Genomic DNA, 14,839 nt, shown 5'->3' with positions numbered 1-14,839 from the left:
AAAGCGTTCGGGGTACGGCTTTACACTTGAATAACTACCGGAATTACCATCGGGCGTCTTTGGGTTTTGTCGAAGAGAAATTGTCCAATATCATCGCGGAGCTCTTTTTTGAATAGCTCCCAGTTGGTTTGCGCTTTGGTTCTAGAGATATGGGCGGCGTGCGAACGCTTAACGGCGGCTCGGGTTTCGCTAATAAGGTCTTCCGACTCCTTCATATAGACAAAGCCGCGCGAGATAATATCAGGGCTGGTCAACAGAGTGCCCTTTCGGCCGTCTACCGTTAGGATGATCAGAAAGACGCCGTCGGCGGCCATGGTCTGGCGGTCGCGCAAGACGATCTCGCCAACATCGCCAACGCCCAGGCCGTCAATCAGAACTGAACCGACTTGAACTTTTTCGTCACTAATAGTGCCCTTGCCTTGCAAGTCAAACTCAGCAATTTGGCCGTTTTCAATAATGAGGACATTCTCCTCTTTGATGTCTAAAGTAACGGCTAGTTTGCGCATTTCGACGAAACGGCGGTAGTCGCCGTGAATCGGGATTAAGTACTTCGGTTTGACGATATTGAGGATATGCTTGATCTCCTCTCGGCTGCCGTGGCCGCTAGAGTGAATATCAAGCTCGGATTTAGTCACTACCTCGGCTCCACAGCGATATAGGTTATTAATACTCTGCTCGACGGCCCGTTCGTTACCAGGCACGGTCGAGGACGACAAGACAACTGTGTCGCCTTGCTTGATTCGGATGTGACGGTGCTCGCCGGTGGACATACGAGTTAGCGCTGAGCCTTCCTCGCCCTGCGAGCCGGTACACATCACGACGATCTTACTGTCAGGCAAGCTGTTAACGGTCCGGATATCGCCTAGAACACCTTGCGGGACCTTTAGGTAACCGAGATCAATAGCGATGTTGGCGTTACGCTCCATGCTGCGCCCGGCCAAAAAGAGACGGCGGCCAACCTTGGCGCAAGCCGAGGCGACGTGTTGGAGGCGGTCGATCCGAGACGAGAAGCTAGAGACGATAAGTCGCCCCTTAGCTTCAACGAAGATGTCTTCGAGGGATTTACTTACTACCTGTTCGCTTAAGGTATGTCCCGGTACCAAGACTCCGGTTGAGTCCGTGAGCATGCAAAGCACGCCGCGCCGGGAGAGTTCGGCCAACTTATCGAAGTCGGTCGGCTTGCCAAAAGCTGGGGTAAAGTCGACTTTCCAGTCGGTAGCGTGAAATACCAGGCCGGCTGGTGAAGTGATCGCTAGGCCGAGAATGTCCGGGATCGAGTGCGTCATCTGCACTGGTTCGATACTAAAGGCACCGATCTGAATTTTTTCGCCTGACTTAATAATACGAAATTCGGCATTTGTAATACCATGTTCCTCGAATTTTGCCTTGATGAACCCAGCCGTTAGCGGCGCCGTATATATAGGTACAGGGAATTTTGGCCAGATATACGGCATGCCACCGATATGGTCTTCGTGGCCGTGCGTAATTAAGAAAGCTCGAATTCGGTCGCGATTTTCTTCTAGGTAGGTCGTATCGCAGACGACGTAGTCGATGCCTGGCATGTCCGGGGTCGGAAATTTAACTCCGGCGTCCACAACCAGGATATCGCGATCGTATTCAAAAACGAGCATGTTTTTGTCGCCAGTTTCGCCACTTCCACCAAGCGGAATAATTCGTAGCTTTTGTCCGTGACCACGGCTAACGATCGTGCCCTTTAAGGGCTGAACTTTGGCCTTAGCAGGTGAAGCGTGTCGATAGTTACGACGGTCGCGCCGCTCGGGGCGATTCGGTTTCTGGGTGTTAGCAACAGCTCCGGCCGGGCTACCGTGGCCGCGATGACGTCGCTTTTGCTGCCGAGGTGGGTGCTGTCCAGGGCGTTGCTTAGAACGCGCTTGAAAATTGGGCTGCAGAACACTACCGGCGTCCGATATGTCGACAACGCCGTCTTGTTTAGCCGGTTCTTTAGTAGGCTCAGGGCCTGGGTTAACTTGATTCAAAATGTCTTCCTTTCTGTATTCTTGGTGACATCGCTTGTGGGGAGTACAGCGATATCTGATTAGTCTTTGGTAATCTTAGCCGAGATCGTACCGAAAGTCAATTAGCGCTCTTTATACGATCCATATACTCCGGGATTTTGGCGAAGTCGGCGAGCAAAGTTTCGCGCATGCCGCCGTTGTAGAGCGCCGCGGCCGGGTGATAGAGCGGCAAGTACGCTTGTCTGTCTTTCTCGACAAGCTCACCGTGCACTTGGGAGATAGTTTTACCGAGATCGGGCAATAAAGCAGACATTGAGTGGCGCCCAAGAAAGCAAATTAGTTTCGGCTTGATGATAGCAATCTGTTTTAAAAGAAAGGGCAGCTGCAAGCGAATTTCTTCTGGCAAAGGATCGCGGTTGCCTGGAGGCTGATATTTAATAACGTTGGCGATAAAAACATCGCCCCGCTCCAGGCCAATTGAGTTAAGCATCTCTGTTAGGAACTGCCCGGCGGCACCAACAAACGGCCGGCCCGTTTCGTTCTCTTTGGCTCCAGGAGCTTCGCCAATAAACATAATCTCCGCGTCGCAGCTACCTTCACCGGGCACGGCGCGCTGGCCAGGCACGTACTTACAGCGCTCACATTCGGCGATGCGCTTGGCAACTTCAGCCAAGGCTTCGTCCTTAGTCATGAGTCATATATACCACCTAACTGGTTGGATGTCAGGCGCCAGGCGTTGAATTTCAGCACGATGATGATAATATCCTCCTGTCGTCTCGGCGTAGCGCCGAGGCCTGATCTTCATAGTTCAATAGACACCCTGGAGGGGAAATGGAAGAAACCGACAAACAACGACCCGCTCGTCACCTCAAAGGAGCCCCCGACGCCAACGCCAAGTCGGCCGTCGAATTCGTCACTAACCACAACGTGCGATCCGTGGACGTACGTTTTACCGACCTGTTTGGCAAGCTGCAACACTTCACTATGAGTGTCCGCGACTTCACCGAAGAGCTCTTCGATGAGGGCGTTGGTTTCGATGGCTCCTCGATTCGAGGATTCCAATCGATCAACGAGTCCGACATGCTGCTCGTCCCCGACCCTACAACAGTTCATCTCGACCCGTTCATGAACGACGCGGCCGTGGTGTTCTGTCGCATCGAGGATCCGCTGACCCGCGAGCGCTACTCGCGTGATCCACGCTACGTCGCCGAAAAGTGCATTCAGTACTTGCGCTCTAGCGGCGTAGCAGACCAGGCCTTTATTGGCCCGGAGCCGGAGTTCTTCGTCTTCAACGAGTTGACGTATGAAACGGCGCCGCAACGCGCTGGGTTCTGCATCAGGAGTGATGAAGCGCACTGGCAGAGTCATGACGGCGAGTGCGGCGGCTATACTACGCCGGCGAAAGGGGGTTATTTCCCCTGTCCGCCACGTGACAAACTGCACCTCGTCCGGCAGGAGATCGTTGACGAGCTGGAAGGGGTCGGTATTGAAGTTGAGGTTCACCATCATGAGGTCGCCTCAGCTGGCCAGTGCGAGATCGATATGCGGTTCAGGCCGCTCGTCGAGATGGCCGACCAGGTCCAGCTCTTCAAGTACATCGTCCACAACGTTGCCGCCGACAACGGTATGGTTGCGTGCTTCATGCCAAAACCTCTCTCGGGAGACAACGGCAGCGGCATGCACATCCATATCTCGTTGTGGAAAGACAACGAGAGCTTGATGTACGACGAACAGGGCTACGCCGGCCTCTCGGATGAGGCAAGGTATTTCGTCGGCGGCGTACTCAAGCACGCTCCGGCGCTACTGGCGTTTTGTGCCCCGACGACGAACTCGTATCGACGGCTCGTTCCGGGCTACGAAGCACCGATCAACCTGATGTATAGCCAGCGAAATCGCTCGGCGTGCGTCAGGGTGCCGATGTACTCCAAGTCGCCTAAAAGCAAGCGAATCGAGTTTCGGGCGCCGGATCCAACGGCTAACCCGTACTTGGCATTCGCGGCCTGCGTCATGGCCGGCATCGATGGGATCCAGAACCGCATCGAACCGCCAAAACCGCTCGACAAGGACCTGTACGAGCTGCCGCCCGAGGAGAAAGGCCTCGTCAGGCAGACTCCGGGCAGCCTCCGGGCTGTTCTCGAGGCTCTGGCGGCTGACAACGACTTCCTCACCCAGGGTGACGTCTTCACGAAAGACCTGATCGATATCTACATCAAGCTCAAACTTGAGGAGTGCGACCGGGTCGACCTGAAACCCCACCCCGAGGAATTCGCTATGTACGCCGACTCCTAGGGGTAAACGTGCCCCAATCTATCCAAACAGCCCTGCCCCAAGCAGGGCTGTTGCCTTACGGTGCCTCGTCTAGTTAATTTTGGTCAGTGAGATTCGGCCGCGTTCCGGGTCAACGTCTTTGACTCTAACCTTTACGACGTCACCGACTTTTACGACGTCCGAGACACGCTCTACAAACTGACCGTTGCCTAGGGCGGAAACGTGAATCATCCCGTCTTTATTTGGTCCGAGCTGGACTATCGCCCCAATTTCTTTGCCAGAGGTACGGTCTTTAACGATCGAGACAATTTCGCCCTCGAGCTCGTCGCCGATCTTTAGCGGGATACCGATCGATTCGACGATCCCTTTAACACGAGCTGCTTTCTCGGCATCGGCCGAAGTAATCATCACCGTGCCATCGTCGTCGATATCGATGTTTAACACTTCACGACCGCCTTCGTTGTCGATAATTTTGTTGATGGTTTTACCGCCGGGGCCGATAAGCTCGCCGATTTTTTCCGGATCAATTTTAGTAACAATGATCCGCGGCGCGTATTTGGATAGCTCCTTGCGAGGTTCAGGCATGGTTTTATCAATTAGATCCATAATCTGCATCCGAGCGGTGAGGGCTTTTTCAAAAGTCGCACTAATTACTTTGGCGCTAAGACCCTTATTTTTGACGTCAAGTTGAATAGCAGTGATGCCTTCGCGGGTTCCAGCGATTTTGAAATCCATCTCGCCGGCGAAGTCTTCCAGGCCTTGTAAGTCAGTCAGAACCTCGAAGTCATCGTCTGTCTTGCCGCTGACAAGTCCCATGGCAATTCCGGCGACCGGTTTCTTAATAGGAACGCCCGCGTCCATTAGCGATAACGTTGAGCCAACTACAGCCGCCATCGAAGTTGAGCCGTTAGAGCTCATAATCTCGGTGACAACACGGATTGTGTAGGGGAATTCCTCTTTGGCGGGGATCACGGGGACTAAAGCTTTTTCCGCTAACGCCCCGTGGCCAATCTCGCGGCGACCAGTACCAAGCCGGCGGACTTCACCGGTCGAATACGGCGGGAAGTTGTAGTGGTGGATGTAACGCTTCTTCGCAAACTCCTCCATCGTGTCGATCCATTGCTCTTCACTTGGCGATCCGAGGGTGGTTAGGGTGAGAGCCGAGGTTTCACCGCGACTGAACAAGGCTGAGCCGTGGACTCGCGGCAGAAGACCAACTTCACCGGAGAGCGCTCGGACTTCATCCATAGCGCGGCCGTCAGGGCGTTTGTGATCATCAATGATTAGGGCGCGAATGGCTTTGTAATACGCAGCTTCGACGGCGCTTTTAATCTCTTGCTCTTCGTACTTTTCGGCAAATTCCTCGAGCGCCTTCTTGGCAACTTCAGCAACCTTAGCTTCGCGCGCATCGTAATCAGTTTCGGTCACGGCGGCAGCGAGCTCGGCGCCATATTTAGTTTTTATCTCCGCGTAGAATTCTGGTTCGGCGTACTCAACTTTTTCCTTTTCGCTACTGGCAAATTCGCGTTGCGCTTGGCAAATTTCAGCCAGACTTTTTTGGGCGAAAGCGAGTGCGGCGATCATCTTATCCTCTCGAACTTCGTTGGAGGCGGCTTCAATCATGTTAATCTTTTCTGACGAGCCAGCGGCCACTAAATCAAGGTTGCTATCGGCGAGTTCAGTGCCGGTCGGGTTGAGGATGAACTCGTCACCTCGCAAACCGACGCGTACTGCGGCAATCGGGCCTTCAAAAGGCGCATCGGTCATAAGTAGTGCTGCAGAGGCGCCGATCACGGCAAGCGGTGCCGGGTCGTGCTCTTCGTCGTAGGAAAGTGTCGTCACGATAATTTGTACATCGCGGCGAAAAGATTTCGGGAACATCGGCCGGATAGCGCGATCAATTAAGCGGCCCTTCAACACGGCCTCATCTGAAGGCTTATTCTCACGCTTCATAAATTTAGAGCCTGAGATCTTTCCGGCGGCGTACATTCGTTCTTCGTAATCGACAGTCAGGGGGAAGAAATCTGTCCCCTCTTTTGCTTCTTTAGCGATTGTCGCCGTTACCAAAATAACTGTTTCGCCCCAGGTGACGGTAACGGCACCGCTGGCGCGTTTGGCCAATTTACCGGACTCGACAACGATTTCCTCACTTCCGAAAGGAATCTTAACTTGCATCTATTTTTACTCCCTTATTTATTACTACCGAAGTAGCCACTGATATTTTACTTTCGCAGGCCTAGAGAACCAATGAGCTTCTTGTAACGCTCGTTATTCTTCTTCTCAAGGTAATTGAGTAGGCTGCGACGCTGGCCGATCATCTTCAAGAGACCCATGCGTGAATCGTGATCTTTTTTATGCTCCTGAAGGTGCTTTGTTAAAGCATTAATTTTCTCGGTCAAAACCGCAACCTGGACATCCGTCGACCCGGTGTCGCCCTCGTGTGATTGATATTTCTTAATAGTGGCCGCTTTTTTCTTAGAATGGACGGTTTTCGGCTTCGACTTAGCGACGGCCTTAACAGGTTCCTTGACTACTGGCGCCTCTAGCTCTGGAGCGACTTCGGGTATGACAACTTTAGCCTTAGTTTTCTTCGGCTCTTTCGCAACGGCTTCTTTTTTTGAAGCTTTTGCTGAAACCGGCTTAGTTGCCTTGGCGGCTTTAGGTTTAGTAGTCTTGTCTTTCTCGTTCATACGTTTGCTCATCTTATCAAATCTTGGTAACTGCTTCAACCTTCAGTAGAGCTACCAGTAGGTAAGGCATCTATTTCTGACACGTTCCCGGTACGAAAAGCCCGAATTTTATTAAGAATCTCTAGCTCTTTTTCTTCTATGGCGCCGTCCACCCGGAAACCGGAAGCTGCCTGGTGGCCACCGCCACCAAAATGGTGAGCAATTTCGGCGACGTTACAGGTTGGTTTGATGGCGCGCAGGTTGCCACGGATGATCTTGTCTCTGTCGCTCAAGAGTAGGGCGAAATCAGCGTCGTCGACAGATTTGGACAGCTCGCTTGCCAATCCAGAAACGTCTCCCGCGTCACCGCCCGTTTCAATTAAATCTTGCTCTGTCAGCGTTGACCAAATGAACTTATGAGTTGGGTCAAGCTGCACTTTGGAGAGCATCCGGCCCCAAAGCTTCATTCTTGGCAGGGTGATTGTGCGATAAAGACACTCGATGATTTCCTGCTGGCGAGCGCCAGCCGCAACTAGCTGGGCTGCGACTGTCAGTGATTTTGGCGTCGTGCCTCGGTACTGGAAGCTGCCAGTGTCGGTGATAAGGCCGGTCAGCAGCGCCGTGGCGATGTCGGCATCAAGCAGCGGCTCGTCACGACTTAACGACTCAATTAGGGAAACCAGAATCTCCGCGGCGGAAGTAGCGGTGATATCAACCCAGTTAATCTTGGCGAATTGGTTGTTGTCAGCGTGGTGATCGATAACGATCGTCGGCACTTCGTAAAATAGGTCAGCAAATTGGTCTTTGATCGGTCCAACGCGGTCGAGCTTATTCAGATCGAGCAGGATAATGAGGTCGTATTTTGGCACGGAGCGTTCGACAGTGATATCTTCCGGCGTCAGACTGCCTTTGGGCGGCGTGACAACGATTTTGATTCGTTTTTCCTCGGGCAACTTTTTATACCCGAGCTTCAGCTCTTCGCCGGTGTTGCGGGTATCGATAGTCAATACTAAGTCGTTACTGGCACCTAAGCTGGTCTTGGCTTCGTTGAAGGCCGGTAGAAAAGAGAATACCTCGCCAATAGTCCCCTGAAAAACAACGTCGACTTCTTTCTGGAGTTTCTTCAAGGCTAAGTATAAAGCGAGTGAGGAGCCCAAAGCGTCCCCATCCGGGTCGCGGTGGGTAAGGATTAAAATCTTATTCGCCTGCTTGATAAGCTCGACGGTTTGGGCCTTGGGAGTTACTTCCATGCTTTCGCCATTATACCTGGCGGAGATTTCTTTTCAAGGAGTGGGAGGGATATTTTTAGGCTTTGGGATTTGGCCTTTGAACTCGAGGCGATTTTCTGATAAAATCACTCCGTTATGCCTATAAGTAAAAGTGCCAAGAAGGCACTACGTGTTCAAGAAAAAAAGACAGAGGTTAACCGCCGTCGCAAGGCGGTGCTTAAAGTTGCCTTGAAATCCGCTTCTGCCGAGACACTGGCTCGAACTTTCTCCTTAATCGACAAGTCAGCCAAATGGGGAATCATTGCCGCTAACAAAGCCTCCCGCTTGAAATCCCGCCTCAGTAAAGAGATCGGCACTTCCGGCAAGGCTAAGCCATCGAGCGAAAAAGCTCCGGCGACTAAAAAGCCCGTTGCCAAAAAGGCTGTCGCCAAGTCCAAAACCTCCAAAGCTAAGCAGTAAATTGCACACCCTACGGCTTAGGACGTAAAGTAGACCTATGCAGTCGGGAAAATTTCTAGGAGCTTCGGCAACTTTTTTTGAGGTTACAAAATACCTAATTTTTGGTATCGCGGCCATTATCGTTTTATTCGCTCTGGTTGGCGTGCCACTCTTCGTTGAAGGTAAAAGTATGGAGCCTAATTTCGAGACTGGTGAGATGGTCATCATCGAACGAATCAGCTATTGGGGAGCGAAAGCCATTAAGCGTGGCGATGTAGTTGCCGCAACTTTTCCTGGCGACCCGAAACACACGCGGCTCATCAAGCGCGTTGTCGGCCTTCCCGGGGAAACTATCAGTGCGCACGAAGGCAAACTAACCGTTAACGGTGCAGAACTATCTGAGCCATATAAACCTAGACTCGGCGAACCTCCTTACCAAGAGCTGAGCGCGGTAGCTCTGGAAAACGACGAGTACTTTTTGGCCGGCGATAACCGACCAGGCAGTAGCGACTCCAGGCTTTGGGGCGCGGTAGCGCGAGCGGACATCCAGGGCCGGGCCAGCTTTGTCATCTGGCCTCTCGGCGCTATGCGCTACGTCGACCGTCTCTAGTTAGCGCGCTGCTGGTTGAGCGCTAACAGCAAGCGTGTGCGACAGGTAGCCAAAAAGCGGGAAGATTTTATTGGCGAACTCATCAATTGTTGTGATTCGAGCACAGATGTACCAGCTAGGCTGCGTAAATGGCAGCTCGTAGTAACGCCTGGTCCATTCCACCTCTGATTCCATGACGACTGCGTAAGGCAGGTAGGCGAGGTATTTTTCTTGGTTGTGAGCAGCAAAGTTTATCGGGTCGGCGCTCGTCAGGTATCGGCCAAAAACCAGCCACTTAGCAAGCTCTCTATCACCAAAAACTGTCCGCGCCGGTAAATTATGCGAGAAGCTATAGATTAATAACGCCGACACCAACATGCCAAGCCAGAACAGCAGGAAGAGCTGCAGGTGGGTAAAGATTATTAGATTGGTGAAGAAGCCCGCCAGGCCGATTATAAAGAGGAGAATTGCAGCGAATTGGTAACGACGGTGCAGCGTCAACGGGTTAGTGTAGAAATAGCCAAGGTTATTTATTTTTTGGTAGGCCAAGATAAACGCTTCGCTAAGACGTCGGCTGAATAGCTCTTGTGCTAAAGCAAAGCTGATTTCCTCGGAACTGGTCCGTTCTGAAACTGGGCCGAAGATCTGATCCAGCATTACTGCTTCAAAATCTTCTAGCCGGTCGGCCGAAGGACGCCGCGAAAAACGAAAATCGTTATTTGACACGTGGTGTATCACCAAGTGCCCGCGCCGAGCTAGATCTAGCAGCGTGGCGGCGATCTCCCGGCTGCCAAGTTTGCCGCGCATCAGAATACCAAGTAGCGCCGGGCTTAAACGGCTTGGTGGATCCTCTATCGTACCCAGATGTTCTGTCGGAATTTTCCTCGTACGAGCCAGACCGATCAGCAGTAGTAGTAGGACAGTCAGTAGCGGTAAGGCGATCGAGAGACTGGTCCAAACAATTGGCGGCAAGTTCAGCAGTTTATTCTGCAGGGCCCTTAGCGCCGTTGTGGTGACGTACGACTTCGGTACCTCAACCTCGAAGGTTAGCTGCGCCTGAGTACCGATACTAGCGGCTGAAAAAACTAGCGTTTGTGGGTCAACTAGGCTGCTCTCGACGGAAGTTGCACCGCCGTTAGTGATAAAACGGTGACCAATTGATGCCTCCGGCAACGGCTTTGGCAGTAACACCGCCAGGCTCAGAAATTCCAACTCCTGTTTCGGCCGGTCAATTACCTGGTAACGATAGCGGTAGGTTTGTTCGCCGGACACTGTCTCAATATCAAGCTTCTCGTTGCCAATATAGAAACTCCCATCTTCAATCATCCGGACAACGATGTCATAGTTTGATTCGCTTGCCTGTGGCTGATTACTTACCACTTCGTCAGCTTGCAGCGGCTGAAAGTAAATCCAACCTAAACCGACCACAGCCAAAACTAGGAAAAACGAAAATGACTTCGAGTAAAAGCCGACTGATTTGAATAAAGCGCCTAAGACGCTATCTCCCCCCATGTGTTTTCCCATTGTACCCGGTTAGATAGGGGTTGCGGTAGGTGGGCGATCATCAGAGCAATTGCACTATCGGGATCAAGTGAGCCGGTTTTTAGACCCAGATCAATGTCGATAAGTAGCCCCACCAGCTCCCTCAGTTGGTCTTCGTCGCGTAGCTCTTTCCGACACGCCGCTGCAAGGGAACCGACTACTAGCTCGACCGGCTCGCCCTGACGAGCCTTTTTGGCGAGCTCTTTCTTAACCGCCTCCCAATTATTCCGTCGCACCAGATTGAAGAATACAAACGGTTCGCTGGCTGCCTCACGCACCGTGGCCGAGCTTAACCCCGTGGAGAGTGTTTGCAGCTCGGTTTCCAGCTCCCATAATTCGTTGTGCCCCCGCTGTTGTAGCTCCTGCAGCTGATCTCGGCTTAGTTCAAAGCCGAGCTCCCGGGCACGGGCAGTTAGCCACCGAGAAAGTGCCGCACCTTGTGGAGTCGTCGCACCAATAGTCTTCGAGGCAGCTGCTAGCTGTTTCTCTAATGCCGTATCCTTAACCGGGCGGGCGTCCCAGACAACAACCACTGTTGACTCCGGGACTTGTCCTAATACTAAGGATAGCTGTTGGTGCACCGTGGGCGGGAAATAGCCTAGACGCCGGACGATAATGAGGCGCGAGGTAGCGAATAGCGGCACTGTTAAAAGGTCAGCCCAGTTTACCCCGAGCGAAGTCGAAGGGTTCGGCTCCGAAGTAGTTTCATCAATCTCAATCAACTCCGCGCCACCGGGATTCTTCTCGAGGTATTTTGCCTTAATTTTGTTGATCGCTTCCCGCGCCAAAAACGAGTCACTACCCTCAATGAAGATTAACATTTCGCTTCGCTCAAGGTTACTTCTCGCTCAACTCTCGCAGCTAACATGCGCCCAGTGTAGCAGAGTCCCTAGCCACGCAATTACTAACTGACAAGCTTCAAGTCGGCCCAGCGCTTGGGAACTTAGAACGTAAATTCGGTCGTGACTGGCCAGATGCTTGTTCCAGTGCCAGTACCTGAGGCGTTCAAGTCAAAGTTCATCCAATAGCGATTCGTATAGTATGTTGGGCCATTGACTACGTATTGATGCCACTCGTTGTGGCAGATCCAGGGGAACTGATTCCATGGGTCAACAGATGAGCCGCTGGCATTTGTCCCATTTTGCCCCTCATCACGACAGTTAACGTATGCGTTCAGGAAATGATTGTTTGGGTAACCAGGCACGGGGAATTGTCCGGGAACGAAGTTGAAGTACGGGACTCCATTGTTGCCTATACCATAGACCAACCTCGTAAGCCAACCACCGGGATTCGCCCCAGAATCATCACGGTATGCTTGAAACTTAACGATTGCCCTAAGCCAGCTACCCTGAACCTGGCAGTTATCGTAGGATTCTGGCCGGCCCGGTCCGCTCCCCCTAGTTTGAAGCTTCGTGATCAATTCTTCGCAGGTTTTAATCACGCCCGGATCAGTGTTCGGCGGTTCCTCACCATAAGCCTCAATTTTCCAGGTTGAGCCATCGTTGGTGCCAGGGTAGATAAAATTATTCGCTCCCTGATCAGTCTCCCCTACAAGTTGCCCGTTCTTATAAACTTTATATTTATTTGCCTCCTTCTGGCTCTTGCAAAGTTTATCCCACGCAAATATTACCGCTGCTGCCTCGCCAGACCCCACTTTTGATTTCTCAAGATTAGTGAAGACTCCGTCCGAACACGCTCTTTCCTGAAATGGACTCATCGCAAACTGCGTCGTTCCGTATGGGGATTCGGTGCCGAAACGATCATACAAACGCACGCGTATATCGTAAGTAGCATCCAACTCAAAAATATTGGTAGTGAGCGTCCACTGGTATTGCTGCTGTTCATCACCCTCTTCAATCGGCGCAAACAATCCAAGAACTATCCATTCGTTTGAGTTCTGTTTTTTTGCTTCAAAACGAGCGCCGCATTCACATTCAACATTATCCGGCAAAGTGGCGATAATAGTTGCGCCTGTTGATTCTTCGCTCGGCGCCTCTTCAGTAGTGCCAGCACGATAAGCAACTTCAACCTTTGGGGTCAAGATTCCGCCCTCGTCTGCGTGGGAGCGTGAAATGGCCAATCCAACAAGCGCCAAAATCCCTACGAACAACGAGATAGATAGGTACTTTCTCATTTCCATCTCAACCGATTGATAATATCTATCGCACCCTGGTAATCACCCCGCTCAAAGTAATCCATAGCAAAATCAAGCATTGACGTATGTCCAGTCCTAATACTACTCGGTAGACCTGACATCAAATCTTTGCCAAGTTTATCTAAGCCGTAACCATAATAATACTTGAGCCAAAGATTTTCGGCCTGCTCAACGGAAAGATTATACCTCCTACCCAGGGCGTTGATGGTTGCTGTTTGCCAGCCCATGCTGGCTCGCTCGATAGAGCCTACAGCCCCGTAGGTATCCAACGTTCCCTTATTGCCCCTGTACCAAGTGGCCCGTTCGGCCAATAGCTCTGTACTAGTATTAGCCGCTGATTCCTCGAAAATATTCCAAGATTTACAAGTTGAGGTCTCGAATACGTATTTATTCTTGATTGCGGGCCTAGCCTGCCAAGCAGAAAGTTGATGCCCCGTCTCGTGCATTACTAATTTCGGTTCATGCACCGTGAGCGCGCCGCCCTTTATTTGATTAGTCCAAACAGTTTCATTATAAAATGTCTCCGAGGTTTTAGACCTTGCCAAGCCGTAGGGAGGGCAAGATTCTTGAGCAACTGCCTTTGCTTCGTACGCAATCTGCTTCGGCGAAACAACGTACGAGCGAGCGAGTAATTTATCAATCAGCGCCTTATATTCTGTTAAGTTTGCCACCCTACCACTAGCTTTAACGGCATTATAAACTGCCTGATCCTCCAGAAACTTTCCTAGTGTTTCGGAAATTTTTAAACCAATCGCGTTCTGATAGTAGTAGGGCGAAACATTGATCGTGGAATTGGCGGCTTTTTTGATCGGTACAGTGGGGATATGTGATTTGGCAAACATTTTTGTGATGTTTATTTTGCTCAATCCAGTAGTTGCAGCGTTGATGAATTTATCCGAAAGCCGGGCAGTTTGAATTGCTGCGCCATACACCCAAGGTGCTGCAGTTCGACTGCCTGCTAACGCTGTTACTGCTCTTCCGCTAATCCTGAAAGGTGTCATAATTCCCTTCGATACGACTCCCCCAGGCGTCGCCCAGAGTATCATCTCAAGCTCTAACTTCCCAAGCTCAATCCACGCTTCTTTGAGCTCTTTTTCGTCCTTCAAGGTAAAGTATTTTACGACCGTTTTTATACGTTGGACTTCTTCGTAATTGAAGAATCGGCTATTCCGCCGCGATGCAAGATCAGGCCAGTATCGTTCGTAAAGCAAGTCGAGCCGATCATCACTCCAGTTAACCTTAAGAAACTTGGCATGGGCGGCGCACACATTAAAAGGCTCTTGGCCTCTGGCGATACATCTTTCTCTAGCGATATTGAAAAATCCGCTCCAGTTAACCTCAAAGTCTGTGAGCGTTAGCTCGAATTCCTTGCGGGCAGCCACCAGATTTGGCGTTTTTGCTTCGGTGAGAGCAAACTTAACGCAAGTTGATAGCTGAGCCTGGGCTTTTCCGACAAAGCTTGGTGGGAGGGTACCGGTCTTCTCTCCGTCGTCGCAATAATCCTGAAGCCACCCCAGCCACTCCCATGTTGGGGTGTCGGCCTGTTCGACAAATTGTTTCCAAGAGGAAACTGCGGGAGCCCAAGACTGAAGAAACTCCTGACGTTCCGCGGCAGTTGCTAATCTAAAGTAATCGGCACCAGCTAGCTCGGTGGTAATGTAGGACTTTTCGAGAGCTGAAAGCTGATCGCTGGGTATCGCCGCAAAACCCTGCTCGAACATATCAATCGAGACGTTTTCGACGTAGTCGTACCCGGGAAGGTCTTCGGCAGTATCGCCATCAAAGGCGCGGTAGTTGTTTTTTAGCACGGTAACGCCGTAAGAAACGGAGGCGACAACAATCATCGTCGCGAGTACGAAGACAGTGATTCGGCGGCGGGTTTGGAGAATCCAGGCCAATTTCGGCTTCAACACAAACGCCGCTCCTCTTAGTCTTGCTGTCAACGGCACCCCCACCCGTAAGCGCATAGCCCT

At 51.6% G+C, this 14,839-nt stretch carries 12 protein-coding genes; 3 read left to right on the top strand and 9 right to left on the bottom strand.

Annotated elements, in window-relative coordinates:
* Window positions 1–20: 20 nt before the first annotated feature.
* Both HY845_00100 and HY845_00095 read right to left on the bottom strand, forming a co-directional pair.
* The gene (locus HY845_00100; GenBank protein QQG51747.1) at window positions 21–1,997 is read right to left on the bottom strand and encodes a ribonuclease J; all 1,977 of its coding nucleotides are present in this window, start codon (window positions 1,995–1,997) and stop codon (window positions 21–23) included.
* Window positions 1,998–2,094: 97 nt separating this feature from the next.
* Window positions 2,095–2,667, bottom strand: a complete 573-nt coding sequence (locus tag HY845_00095) for a uracil-DNA glycosylase (GenBank protein QQG51746.1) — start codon at window positions 2,665–2,667, stop codon at window positions 2,095–2,097.
* A 140-nt stretch (window positions 2,668–2,807) separates the two neighbouring features.
* Here HY845_00095 and glnA point away from each other — a divergent pair, with 140 nt between their 5' ends.
* Window positions 2,808–4,265: a type I glutamate--ammonia ligase gene (gene glnA, locus HY845_00090; GenBank protein QQG51745.1), complete on the top strand. Its 1,458-nt coding sequence runs from the start codon at window positions 2,808–2,810 to the stop codon at window positions 4,263–4,265.
* A gap of 69 nt (window positions 4,266–4,334) precedes the next feature.
* On the opposite strand, the gene HY845_00085 is transcribed toward glnA, so the two are convergent.
* The 3 genes from HY845_00085 to HY845_00075 are packed head-to-tail and all read right to left on the bottom strand — an operon-like array spanning window position 4,335 to window position 8,163.
* The gene (locus HY845_00085) at window positions 4,335–6,419 is read right to left on the bottom strand and encodes a polyribonucleotide nucleotidyltransferase (protein ID QQG51744.1); all 2,085 of its coding nucleotides are present in this window, start codon (window positions 6,417–6,419) and stop codon (window positions 4,335–4,337) included.
* 47 nt (window positions 6,420–6,466) lie between these two features.
* Window positions 6,467–6,934, bottom strand: a complete 468-nt coding sequence (gene rpsO / locus HY845_00080) for a 30S ribosomal protein S15 (GenBank protein QQG52142.1) — start codon at window positions 6,932–6,934, stop codon at window positions 6,467–6,469.
* A 35-nt stretch (window positions 6,935–6,969) separates the two neighbouring features.
* Window positions 6,970–8,163: a bifunctional oligoribonuclease/PAP phosphatase NrnA gene (locus tag HY845_00075; GenBank protein ID QQG51743.1), complete on the bottom strand. Its 1,194-nt coding sequence runs from the start codon at window positions 8,161–8,163 to the stop codon at window positions 6,970–6,972.
* Window positions 8,164–8,277: 114 nt separating this feature from the next.
* On the opposite strand from HY845_00075, the gene HY845_00070 reads away from it, so the two are divergent.
* On the top strand, window positions 8,278–8,601 hold the full coding sequence (locus tag HY845_00070) for a 30S ribosomal protein S20 (protein ID QQG51742.1): 324 nt from the start codon (window positions 8,278–8,280) through the stop codon (window positions 8,599–8,601).
* 37 nt (window positions 8,602–8,638) lie between these two features.
* A complete protein-coding gene (gene lepB / locus HY845_00065) occupies window positions 8,639–9,190 on the top strand; it encodes a signal peptidase I (GenBank protein QQG51741.1) in 552 nt (183 codons plus the stop codon).
* On the opposite strand, the gene HY845_00060 is transcribed toward lepB, so the two are convergent.
* From HY845_00060 to HY845_00045, 4 genes are all read right to left on the bottom strand, one after another.
* On the bottom strand, window positions 9,191–10,681 hold the full coding sequence (locus HY845_00060) for a DUF2207 domain-containing protein (GenBank protein ID QQG51740.1): 1,491 nt from the start codon (window positions 10,679–10,681) through the stop codon (window positions 9,191–9,193).
* Window positions 10,660–11,532: a hypothetical protein gene (locus HY845_00055; GenBank protein ID QQG51739.1), complete on the bottom strand. Its 873-nt coding sequence runs from the start codon at window positions 11,530–11,532 to the stop codon at window positions 10,660–10,662. The genes HY845_00060 and HY845_00055 overlap by 22 nt, the downstream gene beginning before the upstream one ends.
* Before the next feature lie 122 nt (window positions 11,533–11,654).
* The gene (locus HY845_00050; GenBank protein QQG51738.1) at window positions 11,655–12,851 is read right to left on the bottom strand and encodes a hypothetical protein; all 1,197 of its coding nucleotides are present in this window, start codon (window positions 12,849–12,851) and stop codon (window positions 11,655–11,657) included.
* Entirely contained in the window at window positions 12,842–14,833 is a 1,992-nt protein-coding gene (locus HY845_00045; GenBank protein ID QQG51737.1) for a hypothetical protein, read from the bottom strand. The genes HY845_00050 and HY845_00045 overlap by 10 nt, the downstream gene beginning before the upstream one ends.
* Window positions 14,834–14,839: the final 6 nt, after the last annotated feature.

It is taken from the genome of Candidatus Berkelbacteria bacterium, from assembly GCA_016432625.1.
In the GTDB taxonomy this organism is placed as follows: Bacteria; Patescibacteriota; UBA1384; order 2-12-FULL-50-11; family 2-12-FULL-50-11.
Note: the sequence above shows the minus strand (reverse complement) of the source record. Positions and strands in the feature narration are given on the sequence as shown.

Bases quoted from the DNA above. Each gene is read 5' to 3' on its own strand.
- HY845_00095 (QQG51746.1), bottom strand. From the start codon at position 2,667: ATGACTAAGGACGAAGCCTTGGCTGAAGTTGCCAAGCGCATCGCCGAA.
- glnA (QQG51745.1), top strand. From the start codon at position 2,808: ATGGAAGAAACCGACAAACAACGACCCGCTCGTCACCTCAAAGGAGCC.
- HY845_00085 (QQG51744.1), bottom strand. From the start codon at position 6,419: ATGCAAGTTAAGATTCCTTTCGGAAGTGAGGAAATCGTTGTCGAGTCC.
- rpsO (QQG52142.1), bottom strand. From the start codon at position 6,934: ATGAACGAGAAAGACAAGACTACTAAACCTAAAGCCGCCAAGGCAACT.
- HY845_00075 (QQG51743.1), bottom strand. From the start codon at position 8,163: ATGGAAGTAACTCCCAAGGCCCAAACCGTCGAGCTTATCAAGCAGGCG.
- HY845_00070 (QQG51742.1), top strand. From the start codon at position 8,278: ATGCCTATAAGTAAAAGTGCCAAGAAGGCACTACGTGTTCAAGAAAAA.
- lepB (QQG51741.1), top strand. From the start codon at position 8,639: ATGCAGTCGGGAAAATTTCTAGGAGCTTCGGCAACTTTTTTTGAGGTT.
- HY845_00060 (QQG51740.1), bottom strand. From the start codon at position 10,681: ATGGGGGGAGATAGCGTCTTAGGCGCTTTATTCAAATCAGTCGGCTTT.
- HY845_00055 (QQG51739.1), bottom strand. From the start codon at position 11,532: ATGTTAATCTTCATTGAGGGTAGTGACTCGTTTTTGGCGCGGGAAGCG.
- HY845_00050 (QQG51738.1), bottom strand. From the start codon at position 12,851: ATGGAAATGAGAAAGTACCTATCTATCTCGTTGTTCGTAGGGATTTTG.
- HY845_00045 (QQG51737.1), bottom strand. From the start codon at position 14,833: ATGCGCTTACGGGTGGGGGTGCCGTTGACAGCAAGACTAAGAGGAGCG.